Below are 21,969 nucleotides of genomic sequence, written 5' to 3'. Positions count from 1 at the left end.
CCCACTGTGCCCCCGGCCGCGTCGGCTGCCGTCGCGGCCGGGGGCACAGTGGGCACAGTCTCTCCTCTAGTTGCGGTGCCGAGAGTGCGGGAACCGTTCGGATGCGCTTCGAGCGTCACGCCGCCTCCTCGTGGACGAAGAGGTGGTCCCGGGGCCGGCCCAGGGCGGCGAGCGCGGCGTCCGCCGCGCTCACGCCACTGCGGACCGCACTCTCCATGGTCGCGGGCCACCCGGTGGCGGTCCACGCTCCGGCCAGGTACAGGCCGGGTGCCTTGGTGCGGGCGCCGGGCCTGAGCCGTCCGACGCCGGGGGTGGGAGCGAAGGTCGCGGTGCGCTCCCGGGTCACGAAGAAGTCCTTCACCCGCGCGCCGCGGGCGCCGGGCAGCAGCCGCTCCAGCTCGGGCAGGTAGCGCTCGCGGAGCACGGCCACGGGCTCGTCGATCTCCTGGTGCGCGGCCGACTGCGACAGGGCCAGGTACTGGCCCTCGCTCAGCCCGGACGCCTCGGTCCGGTCGAAGACCCACTGGACGGGCGAGCCGAGCGCCGCGAAGAACGGGCGGCTCAGCACCTGGCGGTCGTACACCACATGGACGTTGAGGATCGGCGCGGTGCCGATCTCCAGCAGCCGCTCGGGCCGGTCGAGCGCGCCCGGCGGGAGCAGGTCGTACGCCTCGCGCTGCGGTACGGCGAGGACGACCGCGTCGGCGTCCAGGCTCTCGCCGGGCACCTCGACGCGCCAGCCGCCGCCCTCGGCGGCGCGGACGGAGGTGACGCGGGTCCGCAGTTCGGTACGGACGCCCGCCGAGTCGAGGGCCTTGCGGGCCAGCCGGTCGTGGAGTTCGCCCAGCGGGACGTGGGACCAGCCGATGTCGGCCGCGCCGGGGTCGGACAGCAGCCCCGTCCTGAAGACCATCGCGGCCAGCCCGAGGGAGGCGTCCCTGGCCACGGCGTTGAGGGTGGCGACGCCCACGAGGTCCCAGAGCGCCTCGACGGCACGCGCGGACTGGCCGTGCGCGGCGAGCCAGCCGGCGAAGTCCCGCTCGTCCAGCGCGGGGTCGTCGAGGTCGAGCGCCTTGAGCGCCAGCGCGGCCCGCCCCACCCTGGCGCGCTCGGCGAGCGAGAGGTGCGGATAGGTGGCCAGGCTGCGCCCGAGGTGCAGGGGCACGGGCAGCGCGTCGCGCCGCAGTCGGCCGAGCCGCCGGCCGGGCCTACCCGCCGCGTCGAGCACGGGCACGTCGAGACGATTCTGCAGCGGGGCCAGCGCGGCGGCGTCGATCCGGTCGAGGAACCGGCGGTAGGCGGTGCAGCAGCGCAGATACACATGCTGTCCGTTGTCGACGGTGAGGGTGCCGCGCTGGAAGGAGAAGGCCAGTCCGCCGAGGCGGGGGCGTCCTTCCAGCAGGGTGACCCGGACACCGGCGTCGGCGAGGGCGAGGGCGGTGGTGACGCCCGCCAGTCCCCCGCCGACCACCACGGCGGTGCTGCCGGGCCGGCCGGTACGGTTCTCGCCCGGCGTTCCTCCGGGCCGTGCCGCTTCGGTCATCGCGCACCCTCCCCTGCCGGTCCGCCGGGGCGAGGGATCGGTCCGCGGCAGGCCGTCGCAGTCAGGGACGCCCCCGCGACGCGGAGGGTTGCGTACCACTTGTCCCTGATGGGGTCGCGTTGGTCCAGATTGTCCATCAGACGCGCCTCCTGACGGTACGCCGGGACGCATGGCGGGTGTCCAGACCGGACAGTCCGCGTACGGCGACATAGGCCTTCTCGCGTCCGGGCAGCGAGACCCGGCCGCGCAGCACGGCCTCCGGCTCGCGCTCGATGCGGTCGAGCAGCCGCCGGTAGATGCCCGCCATGGCGGCGACGCAGGCTCCGCTGCGCCGGTCCAGCATCGGCAGCAGGCGGTAGCCCTCGGCGAAGAGGGCGCGGGCCCGGCGCACCTCGAAGTGCACCAGACCCGCGAAGTCGGAGTCGGCCGGCGGGAGCGTCCCGGCGAACCCCGCCGAGCAGCCGAATTTCGCGAGGTCGTCGCCGGGCAGATAGGTTCTGCCGCCCTGGGCGTCCTCGCGAACGTCCCTGAGGATGTTGGTGAGTTGCAGGGCGAGGCCGAGGGTGTCGGCGTACTCGGGTGCGCGCTCCGCTCCGCGTGCCGCGGGTTCGGTGCCGAAGACACCGAGGGAGAGGCGGCCGATGGCGCCGGCAACACAGCGGCAGTAGACCTTCAGATCGTCCCAGGTCTCGTAGGTCTCGCCGTGTACGTCCATGAGGACGCCGTCGATGAGTTCGTCGAGGGCGTCGAGCGGGACGGGGAAGCGGCCCGCGGTGTGGGCGAGGGCCACGACCACGGGGTCGGTGTCGTCCTCGTCGACCGTGCCCGCGCGGATCCGGGCGAGCAGCGACCGGGTCTCCTCCAGCCGGGCCGTCTTGACCTCGGCCGCGAGGGCGCCGTCGCCGATGTCGTCGACGCGCCGCGAGAAGGCGTACAGCGCGGACATGGCGCGGCGCTTGGGCGTCGGCAGCAACCGGATGCCGTAGGCGAAGTTGCGGGCCTGCTGTCCGGTGACGGCCTCGCAGTAGCTGTAGGCGGCGAGTACCGGCGCGGACGCGTGTGGTTCCGACTCCACGGTCCCGATCACCTCTCTCCTCGCAGGGTCGCGCCCATGTCCCGCAGCAACCGGAGCCTGCCGGGCTTGGGTGGGCCGGGAAGTACGTCGTGTTCGACGGCGGCGATCGCGTGGAGGGCGGCCCGTCCTCCGGCCACGAATCCCGCGAGGAGCAGCCTCAGCCTGCCGTGAACGCTGCCCACCAGCGGTGCGCCCTCGTCCAGGAGGGTGCGGGCACGTTCCGCCTCGTAGGCGATCAGGGCGCGCACCGACGCGCCCGCGGTGGGCGCGGCGAGGTCCGCCTCCTGGACGTGGAAGCGCTTCAGGTCCTCGGCGGGCAGGTAGACGCGGTCGCGGCGGAGGTCCTCGGCCACGTCCTGGAGGTGCTCGACGAGCTGCAGCGCGGTGCAGATCGCGTCGGAGAGGCGGATCCGCTCGGGGGTGGTCGTGCCGGTGACGGCGAGCACCAGGCGGCCCACGGGGTTCGCGGACAGCGCACAGTAGGCGAGCAGGTCGTCGTAGGTCTCGTAGCGCGTGACGAGCTGGTCCTGACGGTTGGCCGCGATCAGGTCGAGGAAGGGTCCGGGGCCGAGGCGGTGGCGGCGGACCGTGCGCTGCAGGGTGCGGAGCAAGGGGTGGCCGGGGGTGGCGTCGAAGACCTTGCGGAGGTCGGCCTCGAAGGCGTCGAGAAGGAGGAGCCGGTCGTCGGCGTCCCGCGGGGGGACGCCCAGGAGGCGGGCGTCGGCGCCGCCGGGGGCGAGGTCGCCGTCGCCGATGTCGTCGACGAGGCGGGCGAAGCCGTAGAGGGCCGTCAGATCGTCGCGCCAGGCCCGGGGCAGGAAGAACGGCGCGACGGGGAAGTTCTCGGCCGCGGCCTTGTCGAGGGTGTCGCGCTCCGGATCGCCGGTGCGCGCCGTCCCGCTTTCGGTCACCGCTCGTCACCCGGCGCGGGGACGGCGGAAGCGTCGTTGAGCTGGGGAGTTTCCGTAGCCATGGCCGTCACATCTCCCGTTCTACACTGCCGACCCAAGACGCACTATTTCGGACACGCCGCCCAATCGTCAGCGTGTGCGGCGGATGCCGGGTGTCGCGCATTATGGACCCACTTGCCGCGATTCGGCACCGGTACAGCTTACGTTCTACAACGCACCATGCTCCGGCGGGGTGTCCTGCGCATCACAAGAACGCACCGATTACCCCCAAGATTCCTACGGGTGGCCGGAGTTGACTGTTCCTTGCCGGAGTTGGCGGTTCCTTTGCGGACGCCGCGTCTCCCTCTCCTCCGCAGACGCCGGGCCCCACCGGAGCAGTTCCGGTGGGGCCCGGGCGGAGGCGGACTACTTGCCCGTGAACGTCTCGTACTCCTTCAGGACCTCTTCGGTCGGTCCGTCCATGCGCAGCTCGCCGCGTTCCAGCCACAGGACCCGATCGCAGGTGTCCCGGATCGACTTGTTGTTGTGGCTGACGAGGAAGACCGTGCCGGCCTCCTTGCGCAGCTCGCGGATGCGGGCCTCGGAGCGCTTCTGGAACTTGCGGTCACCGGTGGCGAGGGCCTCGTCGATCATCAGGACGTCGTGGTCCTTGGCCGCCGCGATGGAGAAGCGCAGTCGCGCCGCCATGCCGGAGGAGTAGGTGCGCATCGGCAGGGTGATGAAGTCGCCCTTCTCGTTGATGCCCGAGAAGTCGACGATGTCCTGGTAGCGCTCCTTGATCTGCTCGCGGGACATGCCCATCGCGAGGCCGCCCAATATGACGTTCCGTTCGCCCGTGAGGTCGTTCATCAGGGCGGCGTTGACGCCGAGGAGGGAGGGCTGGCCGTCGGTGTAGACCTTGCCCTTCTCCGCGGGGAGCAGGCCGGCGATGGCGCGCAGCAGGGTGGACTTGCCGGAGCCGTTGGAACCGATGAGGCCGATGGCCTCGCCCCGGTAGGCGATGAAGGAGACGCCCTTGACGGCGTGCACCTTGCGCACGCCCCGCGCCGCGTCGTCGGAGCCTCTCTTGAGTATCCGACTCAGGGCGGCCGTCGCACTGCCCTTGCCGGTCTTGGCGCCGTTGACGCGGTAGACGATGTGCAGCTCGTCCGCGATGACAGTGGGGATGCGGGTCTCAGCCACGGCCGTACCTCTCCTCCGCCTTCCAGAAGTACACGAAGCCGCCGAGCGCGACCAGCGCGGCCCAGCCGCCCGCGACCGCCCACACGTGCGGGGGCAGGTTCTCGGAGCCGTAGCCGTCGATGAGCGCGAAGCGCATCAGGTCCATGTAGATGGCGGCCGGGTTCCACTGGAGGACGTCGGCGATCCACTTGGGGTGGTCGGCGAGCATCACCGGGATGGAGAACATGACGCCGGAGGCGTACATCCAGGTCCGCATCACGAACGGCATCAGCTGGGCGAGGTCGGGGGTCTTGGCTCCCATCCGGGCGAAAACGAGGGCCAGGCCGGTATTGAAGCAGAACTGGAGCGCCAGCACCGGGAGGATCAGCAGCCAGGACAGCGAGGGGTAGCTGCCGAAGGCGACCGCCACGACGAACAGCACGATCATCGAGAACAGAAGCTGCTGGAGCTGCTGGAGCGCGAAGGAGATGGGCAGCGAGGCCCGCGGGAAGTGCAGCGCCCGCACCAGGCCCAGATTGCCGGAGATCGCGCGGACGCCCGCCATCACCGAGCTCTGGGTGAAGGTGAACACGAACACACCCGTGACCAGGAACGGGATGTAGACCTCGCGTGGCATGCCCTTGTCGGCGTCGAGGATCAGGCCGAAGATCAGGAAGTACACCAGCGCGTTCAGCAGCGGGGTGGCCACCTGCCACAGCTGGCCGAGCTTGGCCTGGCTGTACTGCGCGGTGAGCTTCGCCTGGGAGAAGGCGAGGATGAAGTGACGCCGCCCCCACATCTGGCGGACGTACTCGGCGAGTCCGGGCCGGGCACCGCTCACGGACAGCCCGTACTTGGCGGCCAGTTCCGCCGCGGAGATCCCGTCGTCGGGCGACGGGCGGTCGCTCACCGCGAGCCTGCCGTCATGCGTTGTCTCACTCACAAATGGATACTTTCGTCCTCAAAGTGCGCAGCCTGGTCGGGCCGAGGCGGAAACCTGGGACCGGGTACCGCCGCATGCTCTCAGATATCGAGCTTGTCAGATGACGGGAGGTCGTCCCAGTCGGGTCAGGCGCCACACCGTACGCCACTTCATGGGCCGACGGGCACCGCAGGAGCTGACCCAGCCTTCCTTGAAACCGCCGAACCAGGCCTTCAACGCCGGGCCCGAGGGCTTGCGGAGCAGCGTCAGCAGCAGCCAGACGCCCAGGTAGACGGGGACGAGCAGCGCGGGCAGGTTGCGGCGGGCGAGCCAGACGCGGTTGCGGGCGACCATGCGGTGGTAGACCGCGTGCCGGGAGGGCGCGGTCGTGGGGTGGTACAGCACCATGTCGGACCGGTAGTCGATCATCCAGCCCGCGTCGAGGGCCCGCCATGCCAGGTCGGTTTCCTCGTGTGCGTAGAAGAACTCGTCCGGGAGCCCGCCGACTTCGGCGAAGACCCGGGTGCGTACGGCGTTGGCGCCGCCGAGGAACGTGGTGACCCGGGAGGAGCGCATCGGGTCGGAGGTGCGCAGCCGGGGCACATGGCGCCGCTGGGTCTCGCCGGTCTCGGGGTCGGCGATGCGGAAGCTGATGATGCCGAGCCGGGGGTCGGCCTCGAAGGCGTCGCGGCACAGTTCGGCGGTGTCGTGGTGGGCGAGCAGACCGTCGTCGTCCAGGAAGAGGAGGACGTCGACGTCCCGGCCGCCGGGGCCGAACGCCTCGATGCCGACGTTGCGGCCGCCGGGGATGCCGAGGTTCTCGGGCAGCTCGACCGTCCTGACGCCCTCGGGGACGTCGGGGACGGGTGAGCCGTTGCCGACGACGACCACCTCGACCCGGTCGCCCTCCTGCTTGGCGACCGAGTCGAGGAGGGCGCGGAGTTCGTCGGGGCGGTTGCCCATGGTGATGATGACCGCGCCGACCTTCATGCCGCCGCTCACTTCAGCCTGCTGGAGGCGAGGATGGACACCAGGTGCAGCAGGGTCTGCAGCAGGGCGATGCCCGCGAGGACGGCGACGCCGAGCCGGGAGTAGAAGAGGTCGCCCCGGACCTGGTCGACGATCGCGAGGACCAGGACCAGCAGGGACGCCTCGACCCCGAGGATCAGCCGGTGGAACTTGAGCGCGGCGGCGGCCCGGCGGGCCAGTGCCATGCCGGAGGAGCGGGGCACCGAGGCCGACTCCTGGACCGGCGGCTTCCCGGTCTGGTGCCGGGCGACCCCGACGAGGTCGGTCTCCGCCTTGATCAGGATGGCGCCGAGGGCGGCGAGGGTGCCGAGGAAGGCCCACAGCCAGTCGATCCGGCCGGTGCCCCACAGGTCGGCGGCGCGCAGACCGAAGCCGACGAGCACGGCCGCGTCGCACAGGTACGCGCCGACCCGGTCGACGTAGACGCCGGCGATCGAGTACTGCTTGCGCCAGCGGGCGATCTCCCCGTCGACGCAGTCGAACAGCAGGTACAGCTGGACCATCAGCACACCGAGGACGGCGCCCCAGATGCCCGGGACGAGCAGCGCCGGGGCGGCGAGGACGCCGAAGACGGTCATCAGGTAGGTCAGCTGGTTGGGCGTGACCCGGGTGTTCACCAGGTGCCGGTCCATGCGCAGGGAGATTTCGCGCATGTAGAGCCGGCCGGCCCAGTGCTCACCGCTCCGCCGGTCCTTCACACCCGGGGGGTGGACGACCGGTCGGAGCTCAGCTACCGATGGCTTTGGCATAGTCGGCGTATGCGTCCTTGATCTGCTCGGTGCTCAGTTCGAGGTGCTCGAGGATGGTGTACCGGCCCGGCCGGGTCTGCGGCGCGAACTCCACGACCTTGACGAACTCGTCGATGGTGAAGCCGATCTCCTCCGGGAGGACGGGCAGCCCGTGGTGCCTGAGGACCTCGCTCATCTGCCCGGCGATCTCCTTGTCGCCCCGCAGGAACGTGGCGAAGGCGCCGCCCAGTCCGCACTGCTCGCCGTGGAGGGCGTTGCGCTTGGGGAAGCTGAGGTCGAAGGCGTGGCTGATCTCGTGGCAGGCGCCCGAGGCGGGACGGCTGTCGCCGGCCACGGACATGGAGATCCCGCACAGCACGAGGGACTCGGAGAGGGTCGTCAGGAAGTCGTCGTCGCCGATGCCGCCGGGGTGGCGGAGCACGGCCTCGGCGGCCTGGCGGGCCATCGCGGCGGCCAGTCCGTCGACCTTCTCGCCGGTCTCGCGGCTGGACAGTTCCCAGTCGGCCACGGCGGAGATCTTGCAGATCACATCGCCGATGCCGGCCCGCACGAAACGCACCGGGGCCTCACGGATGACATCGAGGTCGATGACGATCCCGATGGGGTTCGGCACACCGTACGAGCCGCGGCCCGCGTCGTTGTCGAGCGTGGCGACCGGGGAGCACAGGCCGTCGTTGGCGAGGTTGGTGGCGACGGCGACCAGCGGCAGGCCCACGCGGGCCGCGGCGTACTTGGCGCAGTCGATGACCTTGCCGCCGCCGAGCCCGACCACGGCGTCGTAGTGACCGCCCTTCTTGATCGAGTCGGCGAGCCGTACCGCGCCGTCGATGGTGCCGTCGGCGTCGCAGAACCAGTCGGCCTCCGGAAACGCGGGGGCGAACCGGTCGCGCAGCGCCGCGCCCGAGCCGGCGCTGATGGCGAAGGCCAGCCGGCCCGACGGCGCGATGCGCTGGTCCGACAGAATCGTCGCCAGGTCATCGAGCGCGCCGGGACGGATGTCCACGACGACCGGCGAGGGGATGAGCCTCGTCAGTACTGGCACGCGATCTCACGTCCCTTGGCGAGGTCGTCGTGGTTGTCGATCTCGACCCACTTGACGTCACCGATGGGCGCGACGTCGATGCGGAAGCCGCGGTTCACGAGCTCCTGGTAGCCGTGCTCGTAGAACTGCTGCGGGTCCGTCTCGAAGACCGTCTTCAGGGCGTCGGCCAGCTCGTCGGCGGCCTCGCCCTCGATGAGGGTGACGCCGATGTACTCACCGGTCGCCTCGGCCGGGTCCATCAGCTTGGTGATCTTCGTCATGCCGCCCTCGGGGCCGACGACGACCTTCATCTCCTCGTCGGCGAGGGACTTCACCGTGTCGAGGGCGAGGATGATCTTCTTGTCGCCGCCGCGCGCGGCGAGCAGGGTCTTCTCGACGGAGACCGGGTGCACGGTGTCGCCGTTGGCGAGGATCACCGAGTGCTTGATGGCGTCACGGCCGCACCACAGGGAGTAGGCGTTGTTCCACTCCTCGGCCTTGTCGTTGTCGATCAGGGTGATCTTCAGGCCGTACTTCTGCTCCAGTGCCTCGCGGCGCTCGTAGACGGCCTCCTTGCGGTACCCGACGATGATCGCGACCTCGGTCAGGCCGATCTCGGCGAAGTTGCCGAGCGTGAGGTCGAGAACGGTGAGGCTCTCCTCGTTGCCTTCGGGGCCGACCGGCACCAGTGCCTTGGGGAGGGTGTCGGTGTAGGGGCGAAGACGCCGTCCGGCGCCGGCCGCCAGCACGAGGCCGATCATGCGGGTTCTCCTTCATCGTGTACGGCGGGTGCGCCGGTTTTATGGGCGGTCACCCAGAAGCGGATGCTCTCGAGGAGCACCACGAGCGCCACGGCCACGGCGAGCACCGTGAGCGCGACCTTGAAATCTGTGGGCGCGAGCAGCGCGGCCAGGACGGTGACCAGCAGCGTCCTGCCTTCGTGACCGCCGATCACCCGCACCAGCCACCGCGGCGGCGCGCCGGCGTCACCGCGGATGCGGTACACCGTGTCGTAGTGATGGTAGGCGACGGCCGCCACCAGCCCGAAAGCCGCGGGAAGGGCTCCGTTCACGTCGGCCTTGGCGGCAAGGAGCAGAACGGTGCCGTATTCGGCGGCGCGGAAGAACGGGGGGACCAGCCAGTCGAGGGGGCCCTTGAGGGAGCGCTCGACGGCCTCGGCCGACAGTCCGACGTACAGGCCGGCCATGGCGACAAGCTGCCAACCAGGGCCCCAGACCCAGGCGGCGGTCACCACGGCCACGGCTCCGAAGGCCGCGCTGAGCACTGCCGTCTTGCGCGCAGGGCCCGGCAGGAGCCGTGCCAGCGCCTCGGCGAGCGGGCCGGTGTCCGCGAGGTCCGCGAGTGCCCGCGCCGCGCGGTCCGTGCGCTGGGCCTTGCGCGTGAGCGAGCGCAGCACGCGGCCCGCCGTGGTGTACGTCGCGGCGAACGCGCAGCCGATGAGCAGCGCGTAGAAGGTGATCCGGGGCGTGGTGACCGCCGTGAGGACGGCGATCATGGCCCAGCGCTCGCCGATGGGCAGCACGATCATCCGGCGCACCCACACCGTCCAGCCGACGCTGTCGAGCTTGTCGGAGAGGGCGGCGGTGGGACTGGTGTTGGCGGTGGCGTCGTGGTTCGCCTCGTTGAAGGAGAAGTCGACGACGTGGCGGCAGCTCTGGAGGACCATCGCGCCGAGCGCGAGCGCCCATACGTCGTCGCCGCCGCGGGCGGCTCCCAGGGCGAGGCCCGCGTAGTAGGCGTACTCCTTGGCGCGGTCGAAGGTGGCGTCGAGCCAGGCGCCGAGGGTCGAGTACTGCAGCGAGTAGCGGGCCAGCTGGCCGTCGGTGCAGTCCAGGACGAAGGAGAAGATCAGGAGCAGGCCGGCGGCGACGAATCCGCCGCGGGTGCCGGTGGCCGCGCAGCCCGCAGCGATCAGGGCGGTGATCAGCGAGGCGGTGGTGACCTGGTTCGGGGTGAGGCCGCGGCGGGCGCACCACCGGGCGAGGTAGCGGGAGTAGGGGCTGATGAAGTGCGTGGTGAAGAAGCCGTCGCGGGACTTCACGGCCGTCCGCAGCCGTACGGCCTCGTCGTCGACGGCGGCGAGTGCCTGACGGGCCTCGTTGCGGGTCTGCGGGTCGGTGGGGACGACGGCGACCAGGGTGCCGAGGTCGGGCCGGTGCAGGGCGACGCCGTCGGCGTCGAGGGCGGCGACCACCCGGTCGGCGACGCTGTCGACGGCGACGGCGGTGCTGCCGCTCGCGTCGGAGTTCTCGCGGGCCAGCGCGCGGGTGAGGGCCTGGCGGGCGGCGGGCCGCACGGTCACGGCGCCGGGCAGGGCGGCGGCGTCGAAGCGCGGGTCGGTGAGGCCGAGGCGCAAGGCGTGCACGTGCCCCACGAACCGGGCGTCGACGATCGCGACCCGCTGACCGGCGGGAACGGCGGCCAGGAGCGTCTCGGTGTCACCGGCGTCGGAGGCGACCCGCACGTCGAAGCCGAGCGACCGCAGATCGCTCTCCAGCGACGATCCGGGGACCGGCTGACCGGTGAGGATGGCGGTCGACAGACGAACTCACTCCCTGGGTGCCGACGCGACCGCGCCGGGCATGTGCGTGGTGGGGACGCCTCGGCCCGCTACGGCCCGGCGGCGTGTCGGCAGAGGTTATCGGATGAAGGGAAACGAGGATTCACCGCCCGTTCACGGCCCGATCAAGTGGGCCTGCTGGGCTCCGCCGCGATCATCATCGGGGATCCGGGGGTCACGCGACAAACTCCGGTCCGCATATCGACTCATAGGCGATATACGGCGAAGCCCGCACTCCGGCACACCAGTTTCAACAAATTCAAACATCACTCAACAGAAAACATCAACGTGATCCCGGGGACCCGGCTAAGGTAGGTGCCCATGACTTGGCTGATCACAGGCGGAGCCGGATATATCGGCGCACACGTGGCGAGGGCCCTGGCCGACGCCGGAGAACGGGTGGTCGCGCTCGACGACCTCTCGGCGGGCGTCCCCGGCCGCCTCCCCGACCGCATCCCGCTCGTCCACGGCTCGGCCCTGGACGGCGACCTCCTGAAGCGGACCCTCGCCGAGCACGCCGTGACCGGCGTGGTGCACCTGGCGGCCCGTAAGCAGGTCGGCGAGTCGGTGGCCCAGCCGACGCGCTACTACCAGGAGAACGTGGGCGGACTGGCCACGCTCCTGGACGCGGCGGCGGGCGCGGGCGTGAAGCGGTTCCTGTTCTCCTCCTCGGCCGCCGTGTACGGCAACCCGGATGTGGACCTCATCACGGAGGACACCCCCTGCGCGCCGATGAGCCCCTACGGCGAGACGAAGCTCACCGGTGAGTGGCTGGTCCGCGCGGCGGGCCGGGCGCACGGGATGGCCACCGTGTGCCTGCGCTACTTCAACGTGGCCGGCGCCGCCGAACCCGCGCTCGCCGACACCGGGGTCTTCAACGTGATCCCGATGGTCTTCGACCGCCTCACCCGCGAGGAGGCTCCCCGCATCTTCGGGGACGACTACCCGACCCCGGACGGCACCTGCGTCCGCGACTACATCCATGTCGCCGATCTGGCGGAGGCGCATCTCGCCGCGACCCGGCGGCTCGGCGTGGAGGGCGCGTCCGGCGACCTGACCGTGAACATCGGACGGGGCGAGGGCGTGTCGGTGCGCGAGCTGGTCACGCTCGTCGGCGAGGTGACCGGCGACCTCCGGCCCGCCCTCGTCGAACCCCGGCGCCCGGGTGACGCGCCGCGCGCCGTCGCCTCGGCCGCGCTGGCCGAGCGGGAGCTGGGCTGGACGGCGCGGCGCGGGGTACGCGAGATGGTCGAGTCGGCATGGGCGGGCTGGTGCCTGCACCGCGGTCTCCGACCGGGTCCCCGATCATGACAGCGCTCTGACCTGCGTATCGTTTCCGCAGGTCAGAGCACATGACAACGGTGTTCAGTGCCGCGTTGCCGTATACCCCCCACCCGTAGTTGACTGTGATCCCGGAGCCGGACACACGGACACGGAAGGGCGGATTCCATGGGGGCTGGGCACGATCACGGGCACGCGCATCACGCGCCGACCAGTGGTACGGCGGCAGCGGCGTACCGCGGGAGGCTACGGATCGCGCTGTCGATCACGCTCACCGTCATGGTGGTCGAGATCGTCGGCGGAGTCCTCGCCGACTCCCTCGCGCTCGTCGCGGACGCGGCGCACATGGCGACGGACGCGGTGGGCCTCGGCATGGCGCTCCTCGCGATCCACTTCGCCAACCGCCCGCCGAGCGGCAACCGCACCTTTGGTTACGCCCGCGCGGAGATACTCGCGGCCCTCGCCAACTGCCTGCTGTTGCTCGGTGTCGGCGGCTATGTGCTCTTCGAGGCGATCCAGCGTTTCATCACACCGGTCGGGACCCAGGGCGGACTGACCGTCGTGTTCGGCGCGATCGGCCTGGTCGCCAACATGATCTCGCTGACCCTGCTGATGCGAGGCCAGAAGGAGAGCCTGAACGTACGGGGCGCCTTCCTTGAGGTGGCCGCCGACGCGCTCGGCTCACTGGCGGTGATCGTCTCCGCCGTGGTCGTCCTGCTCACGGGCTGGCGGGCCGCCGACCCGATCGCCTCGCTGATCATCGGCGTGATGATCGTGCCGCGCACGGTGAAGCTGCTGCGCGAGACCCTGGACGTGCTGCTGGAGGCGGCGCCGAAGAACGTCGACATGGCGGAGGTGCGGGCCCACATCCTCGCCCTGCCCGGCGTCGAGGACGTCCACGACCTGCACGCCTGGACCATCACCTCCGGTATGCCGGTCCTGTCGGCTCATGTCGTGGTCGACTCCGACACGCTCGACGCCATCGGCAACGAGAAGATGCTCCACGAGCTCCAGGGCTGCATCGGCGACCACTTCGATGTCGAGCACTGCACGTTCCAGCTGGAGCCCGGCGGACACGCGGAGCACGAGGCGAAGCTCTGCCACTGATCGCGCCACCGTCCACGCCGCTGATTTACGCCGCTGATCCCTGCCCCGGAGCCCCCACCGATGACGCGCGGGGCCCGCTTCGTGCGTGCATCCGGGTACGCCGTCCAGGGGGCGCGCGATCCATGGGTGTCCCCGCCGGGGGTGCAGGGGTAGGACATGCGGGTTGGCGTGAAGTGCCAGGAGTGCCGGTTCCCTACGGCAGACTTGGGGCTCGAGGAACGAAGCGAAGGATGGGCATGCCGATCACACCTGCCACCGCGATGCACGACGCACCGGACAGCACCACGGAAGCGATCCTGCTGGAGCTGGTCGACGAGGAGGGCACGACGATCGGCACGGCGGAGAAGCTCTCCGCTCACCAGCCGCCCGGGCAGCTGCACCGGGCGTTCTCGGTGTTCCTCTTCGACGAGCGGGGCCGGCTGCTGCTCCAGCAGCGCGCCCTCGGCAAGTACCACTCCCCCGGAGTCTGGTCGAACACCTGCTGCGGTCACCCCTACCCCGGCGAGTCCCCGTTCGCGGCGGCCGCGCGGCGGACGTACGAGGAGCTCGGGGTGTCCCCGGCGCTGCTCGGCGAGGCGGGCACGGTCCGCTACAACCACCCCGACCCGGACTCGGGTCTGGTGGAGCAGGAGTTCAACCATCTCTTCGTGGGGTTGGTGCGGTCCCCGCTGCGGCCGGACCCGGAGGAAGTCGGGGCCACGGCCTTCGTGACCCCGCAGGAGCTCGCCGAGCGGCATGCCAAGGACACGTTCTCGGCCTGGTTCATGACGGTGCTGGACGCGGCCCGCCCCGCGGTCAGGGAGCTGACGGGCCCCTCCGCGGGCTGGTGAGCCCGTTCCGCTAGAGGGGGTGCGAGGGTTTGAGTGGCAGGGCGGCCCAGATCACCTTGCCGCCGCTCGCGGTGTGCTCGACATCGCAGACCCCGCCGGCCTCCCTGGTGATCTCCCGCACCAACAGCAGCCCCCTGCCGCCCAGCCGGCCGTGGTCGGTCTCCAGGGCGGTGGGGCGGTAGGGGTGGTTGTCCTCCACCGCGACACGCACCCACTCCGCTCCGACCCCGACCTCGACGGCGAGCGTGGGCGAGAGCACCGCCGCGTGCTTGACGGCGTTGGTCACCAGCTCGGAGACGATCACCAGTAAGCCCTGGACGAGGTCGTCCGAGATCGGCACGCCCTGACGGGCCAGCAGGTCTCGGACGGCGCGCCGCGCCTGCGGCACCGAGGCGTCGACGGCGGCCGCGGTGAACCGCCAGACCCCTTCGTACGGCAGCGGTACCGGCGGCCTGTGGTCGTCGGGAGCGTGCCCTCCGACTCCAGGGCGTGGGTCGCCCCCGCGCCCTCGGTCGTCCATGGTCCGGTCGCCGCCCTTGCGCTCGATTGTCACCACACGTTAAGTGTTGGCGACCCGGCGCCGTCCACGGAGGACTGAACACAAGTCAGCGCGTATCGACGTTTTCCCGACCGATATCGTCCGGGACGACCAGGCGGAATGAACGATTCTGCCGGGTGCGTGACGCCTTCAGAACTATTCGGGTTGTACGGGTTCGGTGCCGCGCCCGCTCCTCCCGCCCGTCGGCCGGTGACTCTCCGTGAGTTTCTCCGAGACCAGGCCCACGATGCGTCGCCCGCCGTACCCGGTGGCGATCAGCCCGAGACCGTCGAAGAGCAGGGCGAGCGAGAAGAAGGTACCGATGACGTACTTGCTGCTGCTCGGCCAGGTGGCGAGCACCAGGATGCCGAGGAGCAGGTCGAACGCCCCCTGGACCAGCGTCCAGCCGAACTGGGGGCCACGGACGACGAGACTGCCGACCAACCGGAACAACCCGCCGGTGAGGAACAGCAGCGCGGCGAACATGGTGAGCGCCTCCGCGCCCGCCTCCGGGGTCTTCAGGACCACCACGCCGGCGGCGATGTTCAGCGCGGCGACCACGACACCGAGCCAGAAGAAGTGTGTGCCGCGGGCCTGCACCGCGTGCAGCAGGCCGATCACGCCGCCGATCAGCAGCAGCCAACCGAAGAGGATCATGGTGGTCAGGGTGGCGAGGCCGACGTAGCACAGTCCGACGACGCCCGCGATCACCAGGACCACGCCGAGTGCGGCGATCCAGCCGAAGTCCCGGCCCAGTTTGGCGGTGTCCGCCTCCGCCTCCCCGGCGGTGCGCCTGCCGGTCGCGGCGGGATGCGTACCACGTGAGGCGTGCGTGTCCTTGGCGTGCCTGGATCCGAGCATGCGGGGCCTCCCTCGCGTTCGGGCCCCTTCTTGATCGTATGGGTGCGGGGGGTGGCTAGCATCCGGTGCATGGACCCTCAACTGCTGCATTCCACCGCCGACGGGGTCGCGACGGTCGTGATCCACCACCCGGCCAAGCGCAACGCCATGACGGCCGGGATGTGGCGGTCGCTGCCGCCGCTGCTCGACCGGCTGGCCACCGACCCCTCCGTACGGGCACTGGTGCTGACCGGGGAGGGCGGGACGTTCTGTGCGGGGGCCGACATCTCCACGCTACGGCAGTCGCCGGGCGAGGCCCAGGGGTTGGCGCTGCGGGCCGAGGAGGCGCTCGCGGCCTTCCCCAAGCCGACGCTCGCGGCGATCCGGGGGCACTGCGTGGGCGGGGGGTCGCAGCTCGCGGCGGCCTGTGATCTCCGGTTCGCGCAGGAGGGGTCGCTGTTCGGAATCACGCCCGCGAAGCTGGGGCTCGTCTATCCGTCGTCCTCCACCCGGCGGCTGGTGTCACTGGTCGGTCCCGGCACCGCCAAGTACCTGCTGTTCTCGGGTGAGTTGATCGACAGCGAGCGGGCGCTGCGTACGGGGCTGGTGGACGAGGTGCTGCCCGGGGGCGGGCTGGCCGACCGGGTCGCGGAGTTCACCCGGGTGCTGGTCTCGCGCTCCCGGCTGACCCAGGCGGCGGCCAAGGAATTCGCCGACGGACGGACCGACCGGGACGCCCACTGGGCCGAGCAGGCGCGCGGCAGCGGCGACGCCGCGGAGGGCGTCGCCGCGTTCCTGGAGCGCAGGGCGCCCCGGTTCACCTGGACGGTGTGAGAGGCCGGGGAGACCCGAGGGTCACATCAGGGCGAAGCGGCTGTTGGTGCGGAACTCCTCCACGAGGTGGGCGGGTGCCTTGTGCGGGGCGCCCGCGTCGTACGGCGGCTGCGGGTCGTACTCGGTCATCAGCTGGACCGCCTGAGCGTGCTCGTCGCCCGCGATCCGGCCGATCAGGGTGAGGCCCATGTCGATGCCGGAGGAGACCCCGGCCGCGGTGACGTACTTGCCGTCGAACACGACCCGCTCCCCCGTCGGCTCGGCGCCGTACTGCTTGAGGAAGTCCAGCGCCAGCCAGTGCGAGGTGGCCCGGCGGCCTTCCAGGAGGCCGGCTCCGGCCAGGATGAGGGAGCCGGTGCAGACGGAGGTCGTCCAGGTGCTCGTACGGTCGGCCGCGCGCAGCCACGCGAAGAGGGTCTCGTTCTCCATCTGCGCGAACTGGCCGGGTCCGCCCGGCACCACGACGACGTCCGGCGCCGGGACCTCGGCGAGTGTCCTGTCCGCCGTGAGGGCGAGCGCGCCGGTGTCGCTGCGGACAGGGCCGGTCTGCTCTGCGACGAAGACCAGTTCGGCGTCGGGGAGACGGCCGAGGGTCTCGTAGGGGCCGACGGCGTCGAGGGCGGTGAAGCGGTCGAACAGGACGATCGCGATCTGCATGGGGTTCCCTTCAGTGGGTGGGGGCGGAAGCCGGCCGGAAACGACGGCGGTACTCCGCCGGGGCCGTGCCGAGGGCCTTGACGAAGGCCCGGCGCATGGCCTCGGGAGTGCCGTAGCCGCAGGCGCGCGAGATCTCCTCGACGCCGTCGGAGGTGTCCTCCAGCAGCCGGCGGGCGTGTTCGAGGCGGACCCGGTCGACATAGCGGCCCGGAGTCATGCCGGTCTCGGCCTGGAAGGCGCGGGCGAAGTGCCGGGGTGAGAGGCGGGCGCGGGCGGCCAGCGTCTCCACGCTCAGATCGCCGCCGGGGTGCTCGGTGATCCACTGCTGGACCTCGCGGAGCGGTTCCCGGCGCGCGGTCTGCGCGGCGAGCTGGGCGCTGAACTGGGCCTGGTTGCCGGGGCGGCGCAGAAAGACGACCAGGTGGCGGGCTATGCCGAGGGCGACCTCGCGGCCGAGGTCCTCCTCGACGAGCGCCAGCGCCAGGTCGATGCCCGCGGTGACCCCGGCGGAGGTGGCCACATGGCCGTCGCGGACGTAGATGGGGTCCGGGTCGACCTCCACCGACGGGTGGTCGCGGGCCAGCTTGTCGCAGTACGCCCAGTGGGTCGTCGCCCGGCGGCCGTCCAGGAGGCCCGCCTCGGCGAGCAGGATCGCGCCGGTGCAGACCGACACCAGGCGCTCCGCGCGCGGGCCGTGCTCCCGAAGCCAGGCGACGAGGTCGGGGGCGGGGTCGCGGGTGCCCCGGCCGCCGGGGACGAGCAGGGTGTGCGGGGTGGCCGACGCCGTCAGCGCCTGGTCGGGGACGACGGTGAGGCCGCTGGACGTGCGCACCGCGGCGCCGTCCAAGGAGGCCGTGCGGAGGCGGTACGACCCCGGGGCGTGCAGCTCACCGCCCTGGAAGACCTCCAGGGGGCCCGTGACGTCGAGGCTCTGCACGCCGTCGAAGAGGACGACCAGGACTGTGCGCATGTCTCGATTCTTGGCAGCCCGGGCGAAGGCCGCAATGACGAGTACCCCACCTTTCCTGCCATCGGCCGCGGGTCGGCGGCGCGCGGTGAACGATCGGACGGCGCGAGGGTGAGCCTTCGGGCGACGGGAGGGTGAGCAAGGGCACGTGGGTCCTCCCCCATTCGGCGAACCGACCAGTCGGTAACCTGCGGGTCATGACCTCTTCCTCCCTGCCGGAGCGCGCCGAGCGGCGCTGCCACAACCTGCTCAATCCGTTCCACTCCGCGCACTACTTCTCGCCGGACCTCGGGCGGGAGCTGGGCGCCGTGGGGGTCGAGCACCCGAGCGCCGCGTACTTCGCGGTGCGAGCCGCCGCCATGGGCCCGGTCGGACCGGGGGTGGTGACGGCGACGTTCTTCAACTTCCGGCACGAGCTGGTGGCGCGGCATGTGCCCGGTGTGTGGGAGACGGCCTCGCCCGCGGTGGTGCTGGCGGCCCGCGAGCGGGTCGTCGACGCGTCGCTGCGGCGGCTGCTCGGCGAGGAACTGATCGGCTCCAAGGAGGTCGCGGAGGCGGCGGAGCTGGCCCTGCGCGCCACCGAGGCGTGCGTCCGGACGGCGCGACCGCTGTACGCCGCGCACGCCGACCTCCCGGTGCCGGAGCGCCCGCACCTGGCGCTGTGGCACGCGGCCACGCTGCTGCGGGAGCACCGGGGCGACGGGCACCTCACGGTCCTCCTCGGTGCCGGGCTCGACCCGGTCGAGGCGCTGGTCAGCCACACGGCCACCGGCAAGGGCATGTCCCCCAAGTGGATGCTCGGCACCCGCGGCTGGACCCGGGCCGACTGGGAGGCGGCCCGCGGGCGGCTCCAGGAGCGCGGACTGGTCGACGGCGAGGGCGAGTTGACCCGGGCCGGCGTCGCGCTGCGCGAGGAGATCGAGACGGCGACGGACCGCCTCGACCGGGCCCCGTACGAGCATCTGGGCGCGGCCGGCGTGGAACGCCTCACCGAGCTGCTGGGCGGCATCGTGCCGGCAATGGTCGGGGCGGGGGCGTTCCCGGAGGGGATGATCGGCAAGAAGTGACCGGGCCGGGGCGGCGCGTCGGCCGGGCCTGCGGGACACGGACAGGTCGGCGGCCTGGGGTCCCGCTCTCCGGCCGACCTGCCCCGTTCACGCATGGAGGAAGCGGGACGCGGTACCCGTGCTTTCCCGGCCCGGTCGGCCGGGAGAGGAAAGGGGAAGTACGTGTTCCGTGCGATCGCAGATGTGTTGCGGCAGATCGGAGGGGCCATCGCCACGGTGGTGACCTTGCCGTTCCGGGCCGTTGCCCGGCTGTTCGGCGGCGCCTCCAGCTCCACGCGCCGCACCGGACGCGCCCGTCGGGCCTGACCCCGGCCGAGCCGCCGACCGAGGGAGCCGGACGCGACCACCGCGTCCGGCTCCCGGCATGCCCGGACCCCGTTCCCGAGGCATCCGGACCCCACTCCCCGGTCCGCCCGGACCTCGCTCCCTGATCCGCCCGGGTTCTGTTGCCCGATCCGCCCGGATCCTGCTCCCCAGGTCTCCCGGACCCCGTTCCCCGGTCCGTCCGGTCCGGTGACCGGCGCGCGCCGCCCTGATCCCCCGTTGTCGGCGTCACCTGCCACAATTGCCGCGCAACCTCAGTGGAGAAGGCGGTACGGGATCGTGACGACACCCGGATCCATCGAAGTAGGGTCCATCGAAGGCAGGATCGCCGAGGAACTCGGCGTACGGGAGCGGCAGGTGAAGGCCGCGGTGGAACTGCTCGACGGCGGTTCGACCGTTCCCTTCATCGCCCGCTACCGCAAGGAAGCGACCGAGATGCTCGACGACGCGCAGCTGCGCACGATCGAGGAGCGGTTGCGGTATCTGCGCGAGCTGGAGGACCGCCGAGCGGCGATCCTCGACTCGGTGCGTGAGCAGGGCAAGCTGACCCCCGAGGTGGAGGCGCAGATCCGCGGCGCCGAGACCAAGGCGCGGCTGGAGGACATCTACCTGCCGTTCAAGCCGAAGCGGCGCACCAAGGCGCAGATCGCCCGCGAGGCGGGGCTCGAACCGCTCGCCGAGGGCCTGCTGGGCGACCCGACCGTGGAGCCGACGGCCGCCGCCGCGGCGTTCGTCGACGCCGACAAGGGCGTCGCCGACCCGCAGGCCGCGCTGGACGGCGCGCGGGCCATCCTCACCGAGCGGTTCTCGGAGGACGCCGACCTGATCGGCGAACTGCGCGAGCGCATGTGGGTGCGGGGCCGGCTGGCGGCCAAGGTCAAGGACGGCAAGGAGGAGGCGGGCGCCAAGTTCGCCGACTACTTCGACTTCGCGGAGCCGTTCACCGAACTGCCCTCCCACCGCATCCTCGCGATGCTGCGGGGCGAGAAGGAGGACGTCCTCGACCTGGTCCTGGAGCCGGAGGAGCCGACGGACGGCCCGTCGTCGTACGAGGGGACCATCGCGCACAAGTTCGGGATCGCCGATCGCGGGCGTCCTGCCGACAAGTGGCTCAAGGACACCGTCCGCTGGGCGTGGCGGACCCGCGTCCTCGTGCACCTCGGCATCGACCTGCGGCTGCGGCTGCGCACGGCCGCCGAGGACGAGGCGGTGAACGTCTTCGCGGCGAACCTGCGCGACCTGCTGCTCGCCGCCCCCGCCGGGACCCGCGCGACGCTGGGCCTCGACCCCGGTTTCCGTACGGGCGTGAAGGTCGCCGTGGTCGACGCGACGGGCAAGGTGGTCGCGACCGACGTCATCTACCCGCACGTTCCGGCCAACAAGTGGGACGAGGCCATCGCCAAACTGGCCCGTCTCGCCAAGGAGCACACGGTCGAACTGGTCGCCATCGGCAACGGCACGGCGTCCCGCGAGACCGACAAGCTCGCCGGTGAGCTGATCACCCGGCACCCGGAGCTGAAGCTCACCAAGGTGATGGTGTCCGAGGCGGGCGCGTCGGTGTACTCGGCGTCGGCGTTCGCCTCGCAGGAGCTGCCCGGGATGGACGTCTCGCTGCGCGGTGCCGTCTCGATCGCGCGGCGGCTGCAGGACCCGCTCGCCGAGCTGGTGAAGATCGACCCGAAGTCGATCGGCGTCGGCCAGTACCAGCACGACCTGTCCGAGGTGAAGCTGTCGCGCTCGCTGGACGCGGTCGTCGAGGACTGTGTGAACGGCGTCGGCGTCGACGTGAACACGGCCTCCGCGCCGCTGCTCGCGCGGGTGTCCGGCATCTCCTCCGGGCTCGCCGAGAACATCGTGGCCCACCGGGACGCCAACGGTCCGTTCCAGTCCCGTTCCCAGCTGAAGGGCGTCGCGCGGCTCGGTCCGAAGGCGTACGAGCAGTGCGCGGGCTTCCTGCGGATCCGGGGCGGCGACGACCCGCTGGACGCGTCCAGCGTGCACCCGGAGGCGTACCCGGTGGTGCGGCGGATGGTGAAGGCGGCGGGCAGCGAGGTCGCGGCGCTGATCGGGAACACGGGCGTGCTGCGGTCGCTGAGGCCGAACGACTTCGTGGACGAGACGTTCGGTCTGCCGACCGTGACGGACATCCTGAAGGAGCTGGAGAAGCCGGGGCGCGACCCGCGGCCCGCCTTCAAGACGGCCACGTTCAAGGAGGGCGTCGAGAAGATCTCCGACCTCGTCTCCGGGATGGTGCTGGAGGGGGTCGTGACGAACGTGGCGGCCTTCGGTGCCTTCGTGGACGTCGGGGTGCACCAGGACGGGCTCGTGCACGTGTCCGCGATGTCCAAGACGTTCGTGAAGGACCCGCGGGACGTCGTCAAGCCCGGCGACATCGTCAAGGTGAAGGTCCTCGACGTCGACATTCCGCGCAAGCGGATCTCGCTGACGCTGCGGCTGGACGACGAGGCAGCGCCGCAGGGCCAGACCGGCGGGGGCGCGCGGCCGCAGCGGGGCGCCCGGGCGCCTCAGCAG

General features: G+C 71.5%; 22 protein-coding genes. 7 read left to right on the top strand and 15 right to left on the bottom strand.

Annotation, left to right across the window (positions count from 1 at the left end; translation table 11 throughout):
• Positions 1–115: 115 nt before the first annotated feature.
• The 11 genes from hpnE to AOK15_RS19585 form a co-directional block, all read right to left on the bottom strand.
• Complete coding sequence (gene hpnE / locus AOK15_RS19630; protein ID WP_055518594.1) at positions 116–1,543, bottom strand: hydroxysqualene dehydroxylase HpnE; 1,428 nt, start codon at positions 1,541–1,543, stop codon at positions 116–118.
• A complete protein-coding gene (locus AOK15_RS48830; protein ID WP_221227250.1) occupies positions 1,540–1,680 on the bottom strand; it encodes a DUF6380 family protein in 141 nt (46 codons plus the stop codon). Before AOK15_RS48830 ends, hpnE begins: the two co-directional genes overlap by 4 nt.
• Positions 1,680–2,630 carry a presqualene diphosphate synthase HpnD gene (gene hpnD, locus AOK15_RS19625; RefSeq protein ID WP_055518592.1) on the bottom strand — a complete coding sequence of 317 codons (951 nt, stop codon included), beginning with the start codon at positions 2,628–2,630 and terminating at the stop codon, positions 1,680–1,682. The genes AOK15_RS48830 and hpnD overlap by 1 nt, the downstream gene beginning before the upstream one ends.
• On the bottom strand, positions 2,627–3,529 hold the full coding sequence (gene hpnC / locus AOK15_RS19620) for a squalene synthase HpnC (protein WP_055518590.1): 903 nt from the start codon (positions 3,527–3,529) through the stop codon (positions 2,627–2,629). Before hpnC ends, hpnD begins: the two co-directional genes overlap by 4 nt.
• A 405-nt stretch (positions 3,530–3,934) precedes the next feature.
• Positions 3,935–4,711: an ABC transporter ATP-binding protein gene (locus AOK15_RS19615; protein WP_055518588.1), complete on the bottom strand. Its 777-nt coding sequence runs from the start codon at positions 4,709–4,711 to the stop codon at positions 3,935–3,937.
• Positions 4,704–5,633, bottom strand: coding sequence for an ABC transporter permease (locus tag AOK15_RS19610; RefSeq protein ID WP_055518587.1), 930 nt, complete (start codon positions 5,631–5,633; stop codon positions 4,704–4,706). The genes AOK15_RS19615 and AOK15_RS19610 overlap by 8 nt, the downstream gene beginning before the upstream one ends.
• Before the next feature lie 96 nt (positions 5,634–5,729).
• Complete coding sequence (locus tag AOK15_RS19605) at positions 5,730–6,602, bottom strand: glycosyltransferase family 2 protein (RefSeq protein WP_420876932.1); 873 nt, start codon at positions 6,600–6,602, stop codon at positions 5,730–5,732.
• Between the two features lie 8 nt (positions 6,603–6,610).
• Positions 6,611–7,339, bottom strand: coding sequence for a CDP-alcohol phosphatidyltransferase family protein (locus tag AOK15_RS19600; RefSeq protein WP_055518583.1), 729 nt, complete (start codon positions 7,337–7,339; stop codon positions 6,611–6,613).
• Positions 7,340–7,367: 28 nt separating this feature from the next.
• Complete coding sequence (locus AOK15_RS19595) at positions 7,368–8,432, bottom strand: iron-containing alcohol dehydrogenase family protein (protein ID WP_055518581.1); 1,065 nt, start codon at positions 8,430–8,432, stop codon at positions 7,368–7,370.
• Complete coding sequence (locus tag AOK15_RS19590; RefSeq protein WP_055518579.1) at positions 8,420–9,172, bottom strand: phosphocholine cytidylyltransferase family protein; 753 nt, start codon at positions 9,170–9,172, stop codon at positions 8,420–8,422. Before AOK15_RS19590 ends, AOK15_RS19595 begins: the two co-directional genes overlap by 13 nt.
• The gene (locus tag AOK15_RS19585; RefSeq protein WP_055518578.1) at positions 9,169–10,974 is read right to left on the bottom strand and encodes a DUF5941 domain-containing protein; all 1,806 of its coding nucleotides are present in this window, start codon (positions 10,972–10,974) and stop codon (positions 9,169–9,171) included. The genes AOK15_RS19590 and AOK15_RS19585 overlap by 4 nt, the downstream gene beginning before the upstream one ends.
• 339 nt (positions 10,975–11,313) lie before the next feature.
• Between AOK15_RS19585 and galE the strand changes: the two genes are divergently transcribed.
• The 3 genes from galE (at position 11,314) to idi (ending at position 14,210) form a co-directional block, all read left to right on the top strand.
• The gene (gene galE, locus AOK15_RS19580) at positions 11,314–12,303 is read left to right on the top strand and encodes a UDP-glucose 4-epimerase GalE (RefSeq protein WP_055518576.1); all 990 of its coding nucleotides are present in this window, start codon (positions 11,314–11,316) and stop codon (positions 12,301–12,303) included.
• A gap of 138 nt (positions 12,304–12,441) precedes the next feature.
• Positions 12,442–13,380, top strand: coding sequence for a cation diffusion facilitator family transporter (locus AOK15_RS19575; RefSeq protein WP_055518575.1), 939 nt, complete (start codon positions 12,442–12,444; stop codon positions 13,378–13,380).
• 236 nt (positions 13,381–13,616) lie between these two features.
• The gene (gene idi, locus AOK15_RS19570; protein ID WP_055518602.1) at positions 13,617–14,210 is read left to right on the top strand and encodes an isopentenyl-diphosphate Delta-isomerase; all 594 of its coding nucleotides are present in this window, start codon (positions 13,617–13,619) and stop codon (positions 14,208–14,210) included.
• Positions 14,211–14,220: 10 nt separating this feature from the next.
• On the opposite strand, the gene AOK15_RS19565 is transcribed toward idi, so the two are convergent.
• The gene (locus AOK15_RS19565; protein WP_055518599.1) at positions 14,221–14,730 is read right to left on the bottom strand and encodes an ATP-binding protein; all 510 of its coding nucleotides are present in this window, start codon (positions 14,728–14,730) and stop codon (positions 14,221–14,223) included.
• A 174-nt stretch (positions 14,731–14,904) separates the two neighbouring features.
• On the bottom strand, positions 14,905–15,609 hold the full coding sequence (locus tag AOK15_RS19560) for an HdeD family acid-resistance protein (protein WP_079058575.1): 705 nt from the start codon (positions 15,607–15,609) through the stop codon (positions 14,905–14,907).
• Between the two features lie 69 nt (positions 15,610–15,678).
• Here AOK15_RS19560 and AOK15_RS19555 point away from each other — a divergent pair, with 69 nt between their 5' ends.
• Positions 15,679–16,422: an enoyl-CoA hydratase/isomerase family protein gene (locus AOK15_RS19555; RefSeq protein ID WP_055518574.1), complete on the top strand. Its 744-nt coding sequence runs from the start codon at positions 15,679–15,681 to the stop codon at positions 16,420–16,422.
• 21 nt (positions 16,423–16,443) lie between these two features.
• On the opposite strand, the gene AOK15_RS19550 is transcribed toward AOK15_RS19555, so the two are convergent.
• Positions 16,444–17,079, bottom strand: a complete 636-nt coding sequence (locus tag AOK15_RS19550) for a DJ-1/PfpI family protein (protein WP_055518572.1) — start codon at positions 17,077–17,079, stop codon at positions 16,444–16,446.
• A 10-nt stretch (positions 17,080–17,089) separates the two neighbouring features.
• On the bottom strand, positions 17,090–18,049 hold the full coding sequence (locus tag AOK15_RS19545; RefSeq protein ID WP_055518569.1) for a GlxA family transcriptional regulator: 960 nt from the start codon (positions 18,047–18,049) through the stop codon (positions 17,090–17,092).
• A gap of 194 nt (positions 18,050–18,243) precedes the next feature.
• On the opposite strand from AOK15_RS19545, the gene AOK15_RS19540 reads away from it, so the two are divergent.
• From AOK15_RS19540 to AOK15_RS19535, 3 genes are all read left to right on the top strand, one after another.
• Positions 18,244–19,113 carry an SCO6745 family protein gene (locus AOK15_RS19540; RefSeq protein ID WP_055518567.1) on the top strand — a complete coding sequence of 290 codons (870 nt, stop codon included), beginning with the start codon at positions 18,244–18,246 and terminating at the stop codon, positions 19,111–19,113.
• Between the two features lie 162 nt (positions 19,114–19,275).
• A complete protein-coding gene (locus tag AOK15_RS48330; protein ID WP_169797823.1) occupies positions 19,276–19,419 on the top strand; it encodes an LPFR motif small protein in 144 nt (47 codons plus the stop codon).
• A gap of 297 nt (positions 19,420–19,716) precedes the next feature.
• The coding region (locus tag AOK15_RS19535; RefSeq protein ID WP_055518565.1) for a Tex family protein at positions 19,717–21,969 on the top strand (2,253 nt) is incomplete at its 3' end.

This window comes from Streptomyces ossamyceticus (assembly GCF_001418475.1).
In the GTDB taxonomy this organism is placed as follows: Bacteria; Actinomycetota; Actinomycetes; order Streptomycetales; family Streptomycetaceae; genus Streptomyces; species Streptomyces ossamyceticus.
Note: the sequence above shows the minus strand (reverse complement) of the source record. Positions and strands in the feature narration are given on the sequence as shown.

Coding starts and splice junctions, on each gene's coding strand:
- hpnE (WP_055518594.1), bottom strand. CDS start 1,543: ATGACCGAAGCGGCACGGCCCGGAGGAACGCCGGGCGAGAACCGTACC.
- AOK15_RS48830 (WP_221227250.1), bottom strand. CDS start 1,680: ATGGACAATCTGGACCAACGCGACCCCATCAGGGACAAGTGGTACGCA.
- AOK15_RS19605 (WP_420876932.1), bottom strand. CDS start 6,602: ATGAAGGTCGGCGCGGTCATCATCACCATGGGCAACCGCCCCGACGAA.
- AOK15_RS19590 (WP_055518579.1), bottom strand. CDS start 9,172: ATGATCGGCCTCGTGCTGGCGGCCGGCGCCGGACGGCGTCTTCGCCCC.
- galE (WP_055518576.1), top strand. CDS start 11,314: ATGACTTGGCTGATCACAGGCGGAGCCGGATATATCGGCGCACACGTG.
- AOK15_RS19575 (WP_055518575.1), top strand. CDS start 12,442: ATGGGGGCTGGGCACGATCACGGGCACGCGCATCACGCGCCGACCAGT.
- idi (WP_055518602.1), top strand. CDS start 13,617: ATGCCGATCACACCTGCCACCGCGATGCACGACGCACCGGACAGCACC.
- AOK15_RS19565 (WP_055518599.1), bottom strand. CDS start 14,730: ATGGACGACCGAGGGCGCGGGGGCGACCCACGCCCTGGAGTCGGAGGG.
- AOK15_RS19560 (WP_079058575.1), bottom strand. CDS start 15,609: ATGCTCGGATCCAGGCACGCCAAGGACACGCACGCCTCACGTGGTACG.
- AOK15_RS19555 (WP_055518574.1), top strand. CDS start 15,679: ATGGACCCTCAACTGCTGCATTCCACCGCCGACGGGGTCGCGACGGTC.
- AOK15_RS19550 (WP_055518572.1), bottom strand. CDS start 17,079: ATGCAGATCGCGATCGTCCTGTTCGACCGCTTCACCGCCCTCGACGCC.
- AOK15_RS19545 (WP_055518569.1), bottom strand. CDS start 18,049: ATGCGCACAGTCCTGGTCGTCCTCTTCGACGGCGTGCAGAGCCTCGAC.
- AOK15_RS19540 (WP_055518567.1), top strand. CDS start 18,244: ATGACCTCTTCCTCCCTGCCGGAGCGCGCCGAGCGGCGCTGCCACAAC.